General features: G+C 31.7%; 14 protein-coding genes. 6 read left to right on the forward strand and 8 right to left on the reverse strand.

Annotated elements, in window-relative coordinates; translation table 11 throughout:
• Nucleotides 1-2,153, reverse strand: a 2,153-nt coding sequence (gene metG, locus AAC053_RS01735) for a methionine--tRNA ligase (RefSeq protein WP_339752019.1), incomplete at its 3' end; no start/stop codon positions are given.
• 183 nt (nt 2,154-2,336) lie between these two features.
• Here metG and AAC053_RS01740 point away from each other — a divergent pair.
• The 3 genes from AAC053_RS01740 to AAC053_RS01750 are packed head-to-tail and all read left to right on the forward strand — an operon-like array spanning nt 2,337 to nt 4,425.
• Nucleotides 2,337-3,263, forward strand: a complete 927-nt coding sequence (locus AAC053_RS01740) for an LD-carboxypeptidase (protein WP_339752126.1) — start codon at nt 2,337-2,339, stop codon at nt 3,261-3,263.
• A 1-nt stretch (nt 3,264) separates the two neighbouring features.
• Nucleotides 3,265-4,026 carry a HEAT repeat domain-containing protein gene (locus AAC053_RS01745; RefSeq protein ID WP_339752021.1) on the forward strand — a complete coding sequence of 254 codons (762 nt, stop codon included), beginning with the start codon at nt 3,265-3,267 and terminating at the stop codon, nt 4,024-4,026.
• Between the two features lie 39 nt (nt 4,027-4,065).
• Nucleotides 4,066-4,425, forward strand: a complete 360-nt coding sequence (locus tag AAC053_RS01750) for a YraN family protein (RefSeq protein WP_339752022.1) — start codon at nt 4,066-4,068, stop codon at nt 4,423-4,425.
• 394 nt (nt 4,426-4,819) lie between these two features.
• Here AAC053_RS01750 and nadD read toward each other — a convergent pair whose 3' ends face one another.
• From nadD to AAC053_RS01765, 3 genes are read right to left on the reverse strand one after another with little or no spacing between them, the layout of a single operon-like run.
• Nucleotides 4,820-5,398, reverse strand: a complete 579-nt coding sequence (gene nadD / locus AAC053_RS01755; RefSeq protein ID WP_339752024.1) for a nicotinate (nicotinamide) nucleotide adenylyltransferase — start codon at nt 5,396-5,398, stop codon at nt 4,820-4,822.
• Nucleotide 5,399: 1 nt separating this feature from the next.
• Nucleotides 5,400-5,990: a guanylate kinase gene (gene gmk / locus AAC053_RS01760; protein WP_339752025.1), complete on the reverse strand. Its 591-nt coding sequence runs from the start codon at nt 5,988-5,990 to the stop codon at nt 5,400-5,402.
• Between the two features lie 47 nt (nt 5,991-6,037).
• On the reverse strand, nt 6,038-6,895 hold the full coding sequence (locus tag AAC053_RS01765) for a YicC/YloC family endoribonuclease (protein WP_339752026.1): 858 nt from the start codon (nt 6,893-6,895) through the stop codon (nt 6,038-6,040).
• A 188-nt stretch (nt 6,896-7,083) separates the two neighbouring features.
• Here AAC053_RS01765 and AAC053_RS01770 point away from each other — a divergent pair, with 188 nt between their 5' ends.
• Entirely contained in the window at nt 7,084-7,605 is a 522-nt protein-coding gene (locus tag AAC053_RS01770) for an acyl-CoA thioesterase (protein WP_339752028.1), read from the forward strand.
• Here the strand turns inward: AAC053_RS01770 and AAC053_RS01775 are convergent.
• From AAC053_RS01775 to AAC053_RS01785, 3 genes are read right to left on the reverse strand one after another with little or no spacing between them, the layout of a single operon-like run.
• Complete coding sequence (locus AAC053_RS01775; protein WP_339752030.1) at nt 7,566-8,699, reverse strand: hypothetical protein; 1,134 nt, start codon at nt 8,697-8,699, stop codon at nt 7,566-7,568. The genes AAC053_RS01770 and AAC053_RS01775 overlap by 40 nt on opposite strands.
• A gap of 1 nt (nt 8,700) precedes the next feature.
• Nucleotides 8,701-9,594: a DMT family transporter gene (locus AAC053_RS01780; protein WP_339752032.1), complete on the reverse strand. Its 894-nt coding sequence runs from the start codon at nt 9,592-9,594 to the stop codon at nt 8,701-8,703.
• Complete coding sequence (locus AAC053_RS01785; RefSeq protein ID WP_339752033.1) at nt 9,587-9,940, reverse strand: ArsC/Spx/MgsR family protein; 354 nt, start codon at nt 9,938-9,940, stop codon at nt 9,587-9,589. The genes AAC053_RS01780 and AAC053_RS01785 overlap by 8 nt, the downstream gene beginning before the upstream one ends.
• A gap of 335 nt (nt 9,941-10,275) precedes the next feature.
• Between AAC053_RS01785 and AAC053_RS01790 the strand changes: the two genes are divergently transcribed.
• The gene (locus tag AAC053_RS01790) at nt 10,276-10,404 is read left to right on the forward strand and encodes a hypothetical protein (RefSeq protein WP_339752034.1); all 129 of its coding nucleotides are present in this window, start codon (nt 10,276-10,278) and stop codon (nt 10,402-10,404) included.
• Nucleotides 10,405-10,408: 4 nt separating this feature from the next.
• Nucleotides 10,409-11,656, forward strand: a complete 1,248-nt coding sequence (locus AAC053_RS01795) for a sodium:proton antiporter (RefSeq protein WP_339752035.1) — start codon at nt 10,409-10,411, stop codon at nt 11,654-11,656.
• Here AAC053_RS01795 and AAC053_RS01800 read toward each other — a convergent pair.
• Complete coding sequence (locus AAC053_RS01800) at nt 11,653-12,372, reverse strand: DUF3298 domain-containing protein (RefSeq protein WP_339752037.1); 720 nt, start codon at nt 12,370-12,372, stop codon at nt 11,653-11,655. The two genes, AAC053_RS01795 and AAC053_RS01800, sit on opposite strands and share 4 nt — an antisense overlap.
• Between the last annotated feature and the right edge of the window lie 51 nt (nt 12,373-12,423).

Raw genomic sequence — 12,423 nt, forward strand, 5'->3', positions numbered from 1 at the left:
TAACTAATTTTTAATCCATTAGAAACATCTTCTTCACTAACACTGAGCGCAGTCGAAGAGTCAGGATTCACAAACACCAAATTACCAAACTTATCTTCAGTCATTAAAATCATACCTTGGCTTTCAATTCCGCGCAAAGCTCTTGGAGCTAAATTCACTAATACAGTAACCCGTTTACCAATAATATCTTCTGGTTTAAAGCTTTCTGCAATACCCGAAACTATTGTACGTGTATCTATACCAGTATCTACTTTCAAAACAAGTAGTTTTTTAGTTTTTGGCATTTTTTCTGCCTCTAGAATCGTGCCAACTCTAATATCTAATTTTGTAAAATCTTCAAATGTAATTTCGTCTTTTTGAGGCTCTAGAATTTTCTTAGCAGCTTCATTAGCTTTTTTACTAGCTTCTAATTTATCGAGCTGTGTTTGAATTTCAGAATCTTCAATTTTTGAAAATAATAGTTCTCCTTTACCAATTTGGTGCGCAGCAGGAAGTAAGATTTCTTTTGTGGAAATATCGCCCCATTTTAATTCGTCATTAAGAGACACATTTGTTTGAGTCGTGGCAATCTCATTATTTGAAGAGATTACCACATTAGTTCCTTCCTCGTTATGACATAAGCCAAGTATGTTTTTGAGTTTTTTTGAAGTAAAAGGTAAAAACGGCTCACATAAAACAGCTAAAGCTGAAGCAATTTGTAAAGCTATAAACATTACTGTTTTAGTACGTGTTTCGTCTGTTTTAATTGTTTTCCATGGTTCTTCGTCAGCCAAATACTTGTTCCCAAGTCGTGCTAAATTCATTAATTCTTGGCTCGCTTCTCTAAAACGATATCGTTCAATAGAGCTAGATATTACAGCTGGATATGCTTTTATTGTAGCTAAAGTCTCTTTGTCAATATCTAAATAGTCTGATGGAGTAGGAACAACACCTTCATAATACTTATTAGTTAAAACCACAACGCGATTAATAAAGTTTCCGAAAACAGCAACCAATTCATTGTTATTTCTGGCTTGGAAATCTTTCCAAGTAAAATCGTTATCCTTTGTCTCTGGTGCATTAGCTGTTAAAGCATAACGCAATACATCTTGTTGATTAGGAAAATCTATTAAGTAGTCTGGTAACCAAACGGCCCAATTTTTGGAGGTTGATAACTTATTACCTTCTAAATTTAAAAATTCGTTTGCAGGGACATTCTCGGGTAAAATATAAGAGCCCTCAGCCTTTAGCATCGCTGGGAAAATAATACAGTGAAATACAATATTATCTTTACCTATAAAATGAACAAGCTTTGTGTTTTCGTCTTTCCAGTAGTCTTCCCAGTTTTTCCCTTCGCGTTCTGCCCATTCTTTTGTGGCAGAAATATAACCGATAGGTGCATCAAACCAAACATAGAGCACTTTGCCCTCACCACCTTTAACTGGTACAGGAATTCCCCAATCTAAATCTCTGGTTACGGCTCTTGGTCTTAAGCCATCATCAATCCAAGATTTTACTTGTCCATACACATTAGGCTTCCAATCCTTTTTATGTCCTTTTAGGATCCATTCTCTTAAAAAATTTTCGTACTTATTTAAAGGCAAAAACCAGTGTTTGGTTTCTTTTAAACTAGGCACATTTCCTGTAATAGCAGATTTTGGATTTATTAAATCTGTTGCGTTATGGCTAGTTCCACAGTTTTCACATTGATCACCATAGCTTTCTTCATTACCACATTTAGGGCATTTGCCTATAACAAAACGGTCTGCTAAAAACTGATTAGCTTCTGCATCGTATAGTTGTTCTGAAACTTCTTCAACAAATTCATTTTTATCGTAAAGTGTTTTAAAAAATTCTGAAGCTGTATCGTGATGAATTTTAGCCGATGTACGCGAGTAATTATCAAATAAAATACCAAAATCTTCAAAAGATTTTTTTATGTTGGCATGGTATTTATCTACTATATATTGTGGAGAAACACCTTCTTTTTTTGCTTTAATTGTAATGGGGACCCCATGCTCATCACTTCCGCATATAAAAGCAACGTCACTACCTGTTAACCTTAAGTATCTTGAGTAAATATCTGCGGGTACATAAACACCAGCTAAATGCCCAATATGTATTGGTCCATTTGTATATGGTAATGCTGCTGTTATGGTATATCTTTTCGGCATAGTTTCGGATTTTTTCAAGGCACAAAAATACACAATATAAAAGCGATTTAGAAAAAAAATGTACATTTACAGAAAGCAGTTTTTATGACCTTGAGACCACAATTTAAATATTTAATTTATGCTGTTGCTTTAGTAATGTCTATGAATGTTTATACTCAAACGGAAACTGATAATTCTACTGAAATGATATCAGAATTAATTCAGCCACCATATTTAAAAGCAGGCGATACAGTTGCTATTGTTGCACCATCTGGCATCTTGAAAAATCGAGAGCGCGAAGTGCAACAAGCCGTTGATTTATTAAAAAGTTGGGGTTTATATGCTATAGTTGGTAAACACGTATTTAGTAAATCGAATCATTTTGCTGGTACTGATGACGAGCGTTGTGAGGATTTGCAAAAAGCTATGGATGATCCTAAAATTAGTGCTATTTGGTGCGCAAGAGGCGGTTACGGAACGGTTAGAATTTTAGATAAACTGAATTATAAAAGATTTAAAGAAAACCCAAAATGGGTTATTGGTTATAGTGATATTACTGCTTTACATAACCAATTACAAAATAAAGGATTTGAATCACTTCATGCTTTATTGTGCGTAAGTTTAACAAAGGATTTAAGCGAAGTAAAGAGTTCGATAGACACTTTTAAATCGGCTTTATTTGGGAAGCCAACGAATTATGTGTTAGAAGGTTCTAATTATAACAGAGTAGGTGAGGCTTCAGGTCAATTGGTTGGTGGTAACTTAACAATGTTGCATACTATGTTAGGATCAAAAGAAAGTATTGACACCTCTAGAAAGATTCTTTTTATTGAAGAAATAGGCGAATACAAGTATCATATAGATCGTATGCTACAGAGTATGAAACGTGCTGGTTATTTTGATAACTGTAATGGTCTTATCGTAGGTAATATATCTAAAATGCGACAGAATACTACACTTTGGGGAACTTCAGTAGAACAATTAATTCTTGATGCTTTAGTAGATTATGATTTTCCAATCGCTTTTAATATGCCAGCAGGTCATGAGAAAGATAATAGAGCGTTGGTTTTGGGGCGAATTGTGGAATTGAAAGTTGAGAAGGAAAGTACTTCGCTTGTTTTTAAGAAATAACATGTCATTCTACGACCTCACAAAACAAGAACGTAACCAAATTGTAGAAAAAATCAATCAAGAAATTGAAAATGATTTAAAACAAAACAAGACTGAAAACATTATAATATACTTTTCAGATGATGACACTTATATTCGTAAAACAGGCTATTTGGCTGTGGGTAAAATTTTCTATGCACAACCGCAATTACAACTCATAATACTTTCTGTATTAAAACATTTGATACGCTCTGTTAATGAATTGGTAAGACAAACAATAGTTAATGCTGCTGGTGAAATCGGGAAGTTTCATTTTAATAAGATTAAAGATTTTATGGATACTGGTTTATTTGACGACCATCATCGCGTTAGAAATGCAGTTATAGGCTCAATCAAGAAAATGGGAGAACGAAACCCTGTGCCAGTTTTGGCTTGGGCAAAGATATATCTTCAACATCAAGACAAGGAAATTAGACGAGAGATTTGCCATGGTATTGAATTGAGAGGCAGAACACATCCTCAAGATATTTTACCATTATTAAAGGAGCTTGAATTTGACGAAACCAAACGTGTTTCAGATACGTTAATTCATGTTCTTGGACAAATATCATATAAGCGTGGTTGCTTAAAAACTGTTGTTGCACATCTTAATACATGGAAAAACAAAGAGCTAGTGCAACACGCATTAGATGAAATTGTTGATGTGCATAATCGCTATAAAAATTTCTCAGTTTTAACTCAGCAACAAGCAATTGATTATATTGATGCTAATTATAAAATTTAAGTTGAACTAAAAAGATAACCACTTTCGTGGGAGGTGAGCATGGCACAACATAACGAACTTGGTAAAAAAGGAGAGCAATTAGCCGTAGATTTTCTACTTAAAAATAAGTACGAAATCATTGAGAGAAACTATCGTTTTGATAAAGCTGAGGTAGATGTTTTAGCACTAAAAGATAATATTCTAGCCGTTATTGAAGTTAAAACAAGGTCAACAATAGATTTTGGTAATCCGCAAGACTTTGTAAAGCCCAAACAAATAAAAAACTTGGTAAAGGCAGTAGATGAATATGTAAATGAGAATGACCTAGATCTAGAAGTCCGGTTCGATATTATTGCTATTGTAAAAGAGAAAAAAGGATTTAGTGTTGAGCATCTAGAAAATGCGTTTTATCATTTTTAAATATACAAGTGCGTAACAATAATAAAGAGACCGTAGAAGGCTACGTTTACTGTCATGTCTTTTGTGTTTAAACTCTTAAAACGTAAAGATTCCTTTTTTATAATACCACGACATAATACAAAGCTAATTAATATGATACCAAGAAAGAGGAACCAATATAATGACTGAGGATAAGGCAATGTTATATTTGTTATTAAAAATAGAATTACTAATCCACCAGCAACTAAAAGTCGCTTTTCGTCTTTCACGTTTAAATTATTTCTCAAGGAAACGTCTCTCACTTTTATTAAAATTAAGCTTGAGATGAAAATTAAAAAACACAATGGTAAACGTCATTCTTTTTCTTTAGATAAATTTAATGATTATATAGCAAATTGAAAAAATAATTCAGATTTTATTTATAAAAATTCATCTCGTCTATATAATGCCACACATTATCAGATAACATAGGTCGAACATTTTTCCCGCTTTTAATTTCATTTCTTATAAACGTAGAAGAAAGCTCCATTATTGGCGCAGGTATGTTAAAAATTTTAGGATGGTCGTTAAACGGAGTTTCTATTTTTCCATTTGAAAGTCTAGGATAAACATAAATAGAATGATTCTCTAGAATAAGCTCATAATTTTTCCACTTATGAAAACTTTTTAAGTTGTCTTCACCCATTATTAAAGCAAACTCATGTTCAGGAAATTTTTCGAAAAGATAAGTGAGTGTATCTATAGTATAGTTGGGTTGTTTTAAATCAAATTCAATATCACTAGGTCTTAATTTTGTGTAATCCTTTGTGGCACGATATACCATTTCTAAACGCTGGTGATTATCGAGTAAACTACTTTTCTTTTTAAAAGGACTCATTGGAGTTACTACAAACCAAATTTGGTCTAAATTGCTATGTTCTGCTAAATGGTTAGCAATAGTTAAATGACCAATGTGTATTGGGTTAAAGGTGCCAAAATATAAACCAATCTTCATATTATTGAGCTATAAAATCTGAAACTAAATTATAAGCGTTTTCTAGAGCCTGGTCTAAATCAGAGTTGACAACAATAACATCAAATAGTGGCGCAGTTGCTAATTCTGCAGGTGCTTTTGCAACACGCATACTTATTTTTTCTTCATTCTCTTCCCCTCTGTCTTTAAGACGTCTTACGAGTTCGTTTAAATCTGGTGGCTTCACAAAAACAGCTAATGTTTGTTCGGGAAATTTTCGTTTTATACGTAAACCTCCAGAAACATCAATGTCAAAAATAACATGTTTTCCTTTTGCCCAAATACGCTCAATTTCAGTTTTTAACGTACCGTAAAAGTTGTCTCTATAAACTTCTTCCCATTCTAAGAATTCATCTGCTTTTATTTTGTTTTTAAATTCTTTTAAAGATAAATAGTAATAATCTTTTCCGTGTGCCTCATTACCTCTTGCTTCTCTAGATGTTGCAGAAATAGAAAACTCTAAATTGAGTTCTTGCTGCTTTAATAAATGACGAACAATTGTTGTTTTTCCTGAGCCCGAAGGTGCTGAGAATACGATGAGCTTACCTTGTTTTTTTTTATTTTCTTTTAACATTGACAATGATTTTTTAATGCTAACTGCGACTATACACTGTCAACTAATTACAGGACATTCAATAATTGTTCCTTAATTTTTTCGAGCTCATCTTTCATCTGAACTACTAATTTTTGCATCGGAGCATAATTAGATTTTGAACCTATAGTATTAATTTCTCTTCCTATTTCTTGAGAAATGAAACCCAGTTTTTTGCCATTAGAATCATCAGAATTTAGTGCCTTAGTAAAATAGTCTAAGTGATTATCTAATCGTACTTTTTCTTCGGTAATATCATATTTTTCAATGTAATAAACCAACTCTTGCTCAAAACGATTTTCATCTACCTTCTCTTTGATATCAGAAATACCCTTTTCTAAACGAGCTCTTACTCCGTCAATACGATCAGGATCCATAGTGATAACCTCATCTAATAAACGTCTAAGTGTAGTAATTCTATCTATAAAATCTTGTTTTAAAATGGCGCCTTCATCTTTTCGATAAATCACAATTTTAGAAATGGCTTCTATTATTTCAGTGTTAATTGTGCTCCATTCTTCTTCATCGATTTCATCGCGTTCAGTGGTTACCGCATCTGGTAAACGAATTGCCATTTTTAATAGTTCAGTAGCATTACCATTAACAACATCCTTGAGTTGTTTTATGTATTCATTTACTACTGTTTTATTAATTTTTGAGCTTGTGTCTTCACCAGTAATTTCTACAAATAGCGAAAAATCGACCTTTCCTCTAACAAGGTTTTTGGCAATAAGTTTTCTGATTTCTAACTCTTTTGCACGATACATGGATGGCATACGAGCGTTAAGGTCTAAACTTTTGCTATTCAGTGATTTTAATTCAATAGATATTTTTTTTGTTGGGAGCTGAAGTACAGATTTCCCGTAACCTGTCATGGATTGTATCATTAAGATGCTGCTATTAAAGTTGCGCAAAGGTACAAAATTGAATGGTTTTATGGTTTGTTTAAATAGTTTCTAAAGGAACCAGTTTCTGGAATTGACTTTTATAACTTTGCCATACCTACTTGAATATGTAATTTCTTTATACGACATTACATGTTTAATTTGGTGTAACCATATTTGAAATGTAATCTATGTACAAAAAACAGTTTGAAATCCGTTGGAGTGATGTGGATGCTAATAGTCATTTAGCGAATTCTGCCTACACTAATTTTATGAGCCATACGCGTATGGCATTTTTTGAAGAATTTGGCTTCTCAATGCCAGAAATTAAAAATAATAATTTAGGGCTAGTGGTATTTTATGAACACATGCACTATTTTAAAGAATCGTTTCTTGGAGCACCAATTACAGTTACTATAGAGGTTTCGGGACTAAGTGAAGATGGTATGCTTTTTATGTTTGAGCATAATTTTTACAATCATAAAGGTGAAAACTTAGCTTATTGTGAAATGCAAGGTGGTTGGATAGATTTAAAAGCAAGAAAATTAACTGGTTTACCAGAATTTTTATTAGAATTAGTTCAAAAATTTCCAAAATCTGAAAGTTATAAAATCCTTTCTAAAGAGGATACTCGAAAGAATGGTGTGCGACCAAAACCGATGAGAATAAATTCTTATTTAAAAGGCGAGTGCTGTTTAAATGATTTTATATGAACATTTTCTATAAAAGGTGTCAAAATTTTATTAGGAATATGCCTTTTATGTTTACAATAACACACTAAAGATTTTGGTTTTGCACCAAGCGTACTTTTAATTTCTGAAGCTGTTCTACCTAAATTAATTTGACTTGATTTTGTTTCAATACCGAGTTTTACATAATCATTTAAAATCCTTGGGTATATGGCAAATTCTTTATTATTAGAATAATCAATGCCAATAAAATGTGCATCAAGATGCGTTTCATTTTGCATAGCAGAAAGAAATCCAACCAATTTGCCATCTAAAAAATAACCTTTTACAATAAATTTTTCGTGGTACGCTTTTTTAAGATGAATATAGGTATCGAGATTTAAGATTTGTGCATTAAAATCTGCATTGTTAATAGTATTCTGATACAATTCCTGTAGTTGTTTTTCGTGTGTTTGAATATCTTCAACAGTAAAAAATTGAGCTTTCAAACTTTTGCTTTTAGTATCTGCTCTATTCGCTTTTACTCTATATTTTGATTTTAAGGTGTTTATGTAATCATCAAAAGAATGCCATTCTGGTTTTAGAGTAATAATCATATTAGGTTCTACATGCATTGCAGTATAGTTGTAAGATTTTAAATGATTTGTAATGTAAAGGGATTCTTTTTCAAAATCTTTAACAAAAATGGCACTGAGTTTTTTTGTAATTTTGGATAAGTGCTTTACTCCATCAGCAATGGCTTTAAACGTTTCAATTTTATCTTCACCATCCTTTAAAAACGTACCATATTCACCACTTAAAAATACATTGCCACAAAACAAAACGCGGACATGATTATTACAAAACATTTTATTAATAACACGCCTTAAATTAGCATACATTTTAATGTTTTTGGTAATGGTTTCAATACCAATAGTTACGATTTGTGTGTTTGCAAAAGCTACAGCCTCTTCACCTTTTAAAATAAAGATGTAATTAAATTCAATATCAGTGTTTGCAAGTTCGAAGGCACTTAAAAACTCTGGAGAATAATAAATGTTGGTGCAACAATTTACGCTATCCCAATAAGCTTGAGGAATGCTATTTACCGTTTTAAATATTTTAGATTTTAAAGACAAATCAGTTAATTTTTTTAGGTTTAAGCGTGACTAAATATACACCAGAAAATATAAGAACCATCGCAATAATTTTTAATGTATCTATTGTGTCTGCTCCCATAATAAGGGCAAATAGACCAGCAATTACAGGTTGCAAATAAATAAACACACCAACTGTTGAGGCCTTTAACTTGTTTAGCGCTATCGGATTTAGTAAATAAGTCCCAAAAGTTGCTCCAATAACAACAAAGAGTACAGAAAATGAAATATAGGGTGTAAATGTTTGCCACTGTACCTCTTGTAATTCATTATAGCCAAATGGTAATACCATAAAAAATCCAAAAAGGAACAACCATTTTATAAAAGTAAAGGGATGATATTTTGCGGTTAACTGTTTTATTAGAATGATGTAAACACTATAGAAGAAAGTATTTAATAAAATAAAAGTATTTCCTAAAATAATATTGTCTCCTTCTCTTTCAGAATCGCCAAAGAGCGTTAAGGCTAAAGCACCAAAAAAAGCTAAGGCAACACCACTAATTTTTAAAGTTGTAATTTTTTCTTTTAATATAATCGATGATAAAATTAAAATAATAACAGGTGTTATAGTTACAATAGCAGAGGCATGTATCGGTGTTGTTAGTTCAACACCTTTTAAAAAAAACAGCATGTTTATGGCTACACCAAACACTGCAGCGATAAAAAATTTAAAATAGTCTTTTTGCTCAACTTTTTCTTTTGGCAACCAAATACTGAATAACCAAAATAAAATTGTAGCACCGCCAACTCTTAAAACCGTTAACGCAAATGGTTTTACAAAATTTTCATTCATTACCGTTTTTGCAAAGGTATAATTGAGTCCGTATAAAACCTGGACCATAAAGAGCGCAAAAATAGCAAAGCCTCTACTATTCATGTATAGAGAGTTTTGCTGCTTCTATTGTTTTTTTAGAATTGCCTACAAATATCTTATCGTCAATTATAATTACGGGACGTTTTAGAAATGTATAGTGTTCTAAAATGTAGTTTTTATAATTTTCTTCAGTAAGTGACTTATCTTTTAAATTAAGTACTTTATATAGTCTTGCACGTTTACTAAACAGACTTTCGTAACTATCAGTTAGCGCTCTCAAATTTTCAATTTGAACTTTAGTAATAGATTCAATTTTTATGTCTTGGAGTAGAAACTCATTAGATAAATTGAGTTCAGCTATAATTCGCATACAAGTATTACAAGTGCTTAAATAATATATTTTTTTCATATCCGAAATCTCAACAATTTTGAGACTACAAAGTAACCTTAATTAATACTAATTTTAGTTACATTTAGAAAAATATATTTATACTTATTGCGTTTTCAGCATTGCAATAAGAAGCTGAAATTATTAAGAAGTGTTATAAAAATTGCACGTTATAAGAATTGAATAAAGCGCCAATAGGGTTTAATAATAACAGTATTTTGAATATTGTACACATCAGAGCTAAACAACAATTATTGGTGTATAATTTATCTAAATCTTAGTGGTTGCCTCTGATGAAATGGTTGCAACATATAGAAAATGAACAAATACAGAAGGGAGTTCTCAAGCCGAAGTTGATGCCGTATAATCAATATAAGTTCAGTACCAAAAGCACTTTAAGTAATGCTGAAGAAGCGATAGACTTTAATAATTTTCATGAAGGTATCTATTTAGGTTATATTTTAGCACCTAGAAAATTGATTTAATGTTATGGAATACTACTCAATCGCAACAATTTTAATAGTTCTATCTGCAATCTTTGGATATATAAACGTGAAATTTTTAAAACTTCCAATTACTATTGGTCTAATGCTAATAACTATCGTGTTTACAGTTATTTTAGTTGGAATTGGACAATTTGATGATACACTTCTTGCAAAGGAAAAAGAATTTATATCGAGCATTGATTTTGAAACTGTTCTACTCGATATTATGCTAAGTTTTCTGCTTTTTGCTGGTGCTTTGCATACCAATTTTAATCAGTTAAAAATTCAGAGAGGCCCAATATTAGCATTCGCAACCTTAGGAGTTTTAGTTTCAACGTTTTTAGTTGGTGTTGTAATGTTTTATGTTTTACAATGGATAGGACTAAATGTTGAATTCATTTACTGTTTGTTGTTTGGTGCTTTAATTTCACCAACAGATCCTATTGCAGTTTTGGGAATTCTAAAAAAAGCTGGAGCACCAAAAAAACTAGAAGCTAAAATTGTTGGTGAATCATTGTTTAATGATGGAGTAGGTGTTGTAGTTTTTTTAACAATTTTTGCCATTGCCGCTAAGCCTAATGCAGCTATTGAATTTTCTGAAATAGCAACCCTGTTTGGACAAGAGGTTATAGGAGGAGTGTTCCTAGGATTGTTAATCGGTTGGATAGCATATCGTTTAATGAAATCTATTGATAATTACGAGGTAGAGGTAATTTTAACTATAGCAGTTGTAATGGGAGGAACCATGTTGGCGCATAAATTTCACTTATCAGCACCATTGGCAATGGTAACTGCAGGACTTATTGTTGGTAATGATACCGTTAGAAATTCCGCGATGTCTGAGACAACTGAAGCTTATGTCGATAAGTTTTGGGAACTTATAGATGTACTTTTAAATACTATTCTGTTTGTTATGATTGGTATGGAAATACTAGTCTTAACATTAGAGGAGAAATATATTTACGCTGGCCTCTTAGCGATACCAATTATATTAATGTGTCGTTATATCTCTTTATGGTTGCCGATTAAGTTTTTTGCTAAACGATTAGACTTTGTCCCAAAAACAAATTTAATAATGACTTGGGGCGGCTTACGTGGTGGTATATCTATTGCTTTAGCTTTAAGTCTTACTAAAGAAATGCATAGAGAACTATTCTTAGTAATCACCTATATTGTAGTAATATTATCTATTGTAGGACAGGGTTTGACTGTAGAGCCAATTATTAAAAGATTAACAAGAAAAACGGATTAATTTATCTTTAGATAAGATTCTACGTCATCAAACGGAATTATAAATTCAGTATAACCTTGATTGTAGGATGCGATTTCATAAGCGTTGTAAAGCAAAACTAATCCATCATCGCTAAAACCAATATTTTCAGGTAATTGAAATGGCTTTCCAAAAAAGAAATCTTCCATTGTTAAGTTGTCTTCTTCGACCTCTAATGATTTCACAAAATGCTTTTGAGCTAAGGTATAAAAGGCATCCATTTTTTTAACAATATCATTTTGGTTTAGAACTTGGCCAGATTTAGCATTTAAATTTAGAAATTTAATTTTCTCATTTCCATGCGCACCACCTTTAAATTCGTAAACACTAATCGCTATGGTAATAATGTCTTGAGACTGATACAATAACTCAGTCTCTATGTTTAGTTCCCAAATAGGCTCCGAAGCATCTGGAAAGTCCTTTTTAAAACTTAGATATTCTGAATTAAATTCTTTTAAAATGGTATTAAGTTCCGTCTTGTTTTTAATTGAACTTAATGTGCCAATAATAGCATTTTTAATACTGGTATTAATAGCCTCACTAAGTTCACTTTTGCCTTTAGCATTGTCATAAGTGCCAGTAATATCAGCATCAAAAGACTTTTCAATTGTTACAGTATTAAAAGTAGCAGGTTTAAATTCAGTAGTACACGAATTTAAATGTATTAGAAAAACAAAAAAACAAAAAAAACGCTTCAAAATATATGAGTTTTGTTAAACATAGAATAAAGGTATTGTATAGATTTAGAT

Origin of the sequence: uncultured Winogradskyella sp., assembly GCF_963975125.1 — a bacterium.
GTDB lineage: Bacteria > Bacteroidota > Bacteroidia > Flavobacteriales > Flavobacteriaceae > Winogradskyella.

What these genes read in the sequence shown, in the direction of transcription:
- AAC053_RS01750 (WP_339752022.1), top strand. Translation starts at nt 4,066, where the DNA reads ATGGCACAACATAACGAACTTGGTAAAAAAGGAGAGCAATTAGCCGTA.
- gmk (WP_339752025.1), bottom strand. Translation starts at nt 5,990, where the DNA reads ATGTTAAAAGAAAATAAAAAAAAACAAGGTAAGCTCATCGTATTCTCA.
- AAC053_RS01790 (WP_339752034.1), top strand. Translation starts at nt 10,276, where the DNA reads ATGCCGTATAATCAATATAAGTTCAGTACCAAAAGCACTTTAAGTAAT.
- AAC053_RS01770 (WP_339752028.1), top strand. Translation starts at nt 7,084, where the DNA reads ATGTACAAAAAACAGTTTGAAATCCGTTGGAGTGATGTGGATGCTAAT.
- AAC053_RS01785 (WP_339752033.1), bottom strand. Translation starts at nt 9,940, where the DNA reads ATGAAAAAAATATATTATTTAAGCACTTGTAATACTTGTATGCGAATT.
- AAC053_RS01795 (WP_339752035.1), top strand. Translation starts at nt 10,409, where the DNA reads ATGGAATACTACTCAATCGCAACAATTTTAATAGTTCTATCTGCAATC.
- AAC053_RS01780 (WP_339752032.1), bottom strand. Translation starts at nt 9,594, where the DNA reads ATGAATAGTAGAGGCTTTGCTATTTTTGCGCTCTTTATGGTCCAGGTT.
- AAC053_RS01745 (WP_339752021.1), top strand. Translation starts at nt 3,265, where the DNA reads ATGTCATTCTACGACCTCACAAAACAAGAACGTAACCAAATTGTAGAA.
- AAC053_RS01765 (WP_339752026.1), bottom strand. Translation starts at nt 6,895, where the DNA reads ATGATACAATCCATGACAGGTTACGGGAAATCTGTACTTCAGCTCCCA.
- nadD (WP_339752024.1), bottom strand. Translation starts at nt 5,398, where the DNA reads ATGAAGATTGGTTTATATTTTGGCACCTTTAACCCAATACACATTGGT.
- AAC053_RS01740 (WP_339752126.1), top strand. Translation starts at nt 2,337, where the DNA reads ATGATATCAGAATTAATTCAGCCACCATATTTAAAAGCAGGCGATACA.